The following is a 2631-nucleotide window of genomic DNA, read 5'->3' as shown; positions in this document are numbered from 1 at the left end:
TTTTAAATTCCTAGGACCAGCAGCACTAAACCCTGGACAAGGAAAACCAAAAGAGTATATATCCGCTTCAGGAAAAGATTGTAGATGCCGAATATTAGCATTTTGAATAGTCGTTTCTGGAAAGTAGTTTGTATATGTCTCTATGGCTTCTTTAAAAAAATCTAAAGCATATACCGTCTTAAATAAACTTTTACTTCTTAAAGAAGTAAATTGTTCTTTTTCCCGAATGTCTATATTTCTTCCTAGATTCGCTTCAATACCTGCCCATTCAAAGCCTAGTTCAAAACCTCCGCATCCGCTGAACAGAGAAACAATACTAATTTTCTTTGAATCATATGTTGGTGCTAAAGTTACTACGTCTTTCTTAGTTTGTAATTCATTCTCTACAAGTAATGAAAATACTTCTTTTACTGTTAGTTCTTCAGTCATTGCCCTAACCCTTTTCGATTGTTTTCACAAACGAAAAAGGATAAGAATAAATCGTGTGTTGAAAGTGACGAAATTTCTCAACTGGCTCTAAGTGGTCAGTTTACTCCTCACTTATTCCTTTTACATCAACAAAGCATTTCCGTGCCCTGTTGTCTCTTGCGTCAATGAGAGAAAGTAATCAACGACTACTTATAACCTGCTCTAGCAGGACTTTAAAGACAAGACTTCAGTAAAAAAATACATATAGTTCCTCCTTTACTTTTTCTCTTGAACGAAACCTCTAAAAATTGCTTGATGATTAATACGATAAATCAAGAAGCGGTTGCTATTAGTAGAACGTTCAAGGATTGGATAGTGCAACCATCCTTTTAGTTAAATATTTGAGAACGACAAAAAAAACACTTTCTCAAATAAAAGTTCAGACGAGTCCCTATAAGGATCGTTAGAACACTCATTAAGAAAGTGTTTAAAAATTGCTCTACCGTTTGGCTGAGCATCATAAAAGTCGTAAATCAAATATGAAATTAATGTATCATATATGAAATTTAGCGTCAATCGCTCATTCTAAACGTCATCTAGCAATTTTCATTCTAATAAACAATACATAAAGTATGTTGCTCAACAATCGCGCCCGATTGCTTAAGAAAGCTAGAAGTCATTTAATTTATCTCTGGTATTCAACTTTTAAATTGAATTTGTCTTCGTTTATATACATTCAAGGTGATCAGCCAACTAGTGACAACGACTCCTGTAAAAAGGAATAGCATATTACTATACAAATAAGTGGATTGATCAAGGTCCATAGGTAGCAACTTCTGATTCAGTAAGCGTACAGATAATAAACCACCAACAATTGCAATACCTATTCCCTCTGATAAAAAACTGGTAAAATTAAGCAAACTCATTCCGGCACCAGCTTCCTTTTGTTTCAAACTACTTGAAACAATTGTAGATATAACTGTTTTGGTGAATGACAGCCCACCAAAAACAAAAACTAATATAATTGTCAGTAACCATGGTGTTACTTCTAAAAAAAAGGCAGCAATTAAAAAGCTAACGGAAAGAAATGTAACTCCAATGGTTAACACGTACAATGGACCTTTTCTATCAACAAGTAATCCACCAATGTAACCGAAGATAATAACGCTCATTGTTCCAGGGAAAATAATCACACTGCCAATTGCAGCAGTACTTAGTTGATGTACATCTTTCATCATGTAAGGAACCATAGAGATAAACCCTGCTACTGTACCAAATATAAGTCCTCCACAAAGGACACCAATTATAAAAGAAATATTTTTCCCCAGTGCAGGTTCAACAAAAGGTTCTGTTACTTTCCTAATATGTTTTACAAATATCAGGAATGACAGAATACTGATGATCAGAAAAGAAATGTTATAAGATGTTGTAAACAGCATAAAAAATACAATGCCCACTGACATTAGTATAATTCCTACAATATCAAAATGACCTTTTATCCTTACTTCTTTTTTCAACAATTTAATAAGGAACGGAACAGTGATAATTGTCATCATTGGAATGAGCAGAAGATAAGACCAATGGATAAAATGAGCTATCATTCCACCAATAGCTGGACCGATACCTTCTCCCATAGCTACTATGGAGCCAATAAGACCAAACGCTTTACCCCTATTTTCCTTTGGAATATAGCGCGCAACTACAACCATCACGAGTGCTGGAAATGCAGCTGCACCAGCTCCTTGAATAAATCGAGCCAGAATAAGTATGGGAAAAAAAGAATGTCCAACAAACCCAATTACCGATCCGAAGCAATTTATTATAATCCCAAATAGGAGTAACCTTTTAATGCCTAGCTGATCAGATAGCTTTCCATATAGAGCTGTTCCAATAGAAAAGGTTAACATAAAGGCTGTGTTCACCCAGTTTGTACTCGCCGGTGATTTATTAAAATCATTTGCAATATCAGGTAATGAGACGTTCAAAACCATTTCATTTAATACGCTAAAAAAAGATAGAACGCAAAGCCAAATTAAAATTTGGTTGTGTCGTAAATTTGATTGTGAATAAGACGTATTCACATTTCGCCCTCCAATAATGAGGGTAGACGCAGTTTATAGGGCTAATGATACGTTTCCCTCTTTTAATTGAACCCTGTTACATTCATTGCACTTCATAATTAATGCCTCCTAATCTTGATTGAAACATTTTACCACATACAGA

At 34.7% G+C, this 2631-nt stretch carries 3 protein-coding genes; all 3 read right to left on the bottom strand.

Translation table 11 applies throughout. The features are described 5' to 3' along the window. The coding region (locus ACKVQX_RS14415) for a DNA cytosine methyltransferase (RefSeq protein WP_409136444.1) at positions 1 to 429 on the bottom strand (429 nt) is incomplete at its 3' end. A gap of 677 nt (positions 430 to 1106) precedes the next feature. Next, positions 1107 to 2489 (bottom strand): tetracycline efflux MFS transporter Tet(L), encoded by a 1383-nt coding sequence (gene tet(L) / locus ACKVQX_RS14410; RefSeq protein ID WP_068450235.1) that lies wholly within the window; start codon positions 2487 to 2489, stop codon positions 1107 to 1109. A gap of 33 nt (positions 2490 to 2522) precedes the next feature. Further along, positions 2523 to 2585 (bottom strand): tetracycline resistance efflux system leader peptide, encoded by a 63-nt coding sequence (locus ACKVQX_RS14405; protein WP_013762478.1) that lies wholly within the window; start codon positions 2583 to 2585, stop codon positions 2523 to 2525. Positions 2586 to 2631 lie beyond the last annotated feature (46 nt).

The organism is Kurthia sp. ISK08 (assembly GCF_046159805.1).
Taxonomy (GTDB): domain Bacteria; phylum Bacillota; class Bacilli; order Bacillales_A; family Planococcaceae; genus Kurthia; species Kurthia gibsonii.
This window is presented reverse-complemented; position numbering and strand designations above follow the sequence as displayed.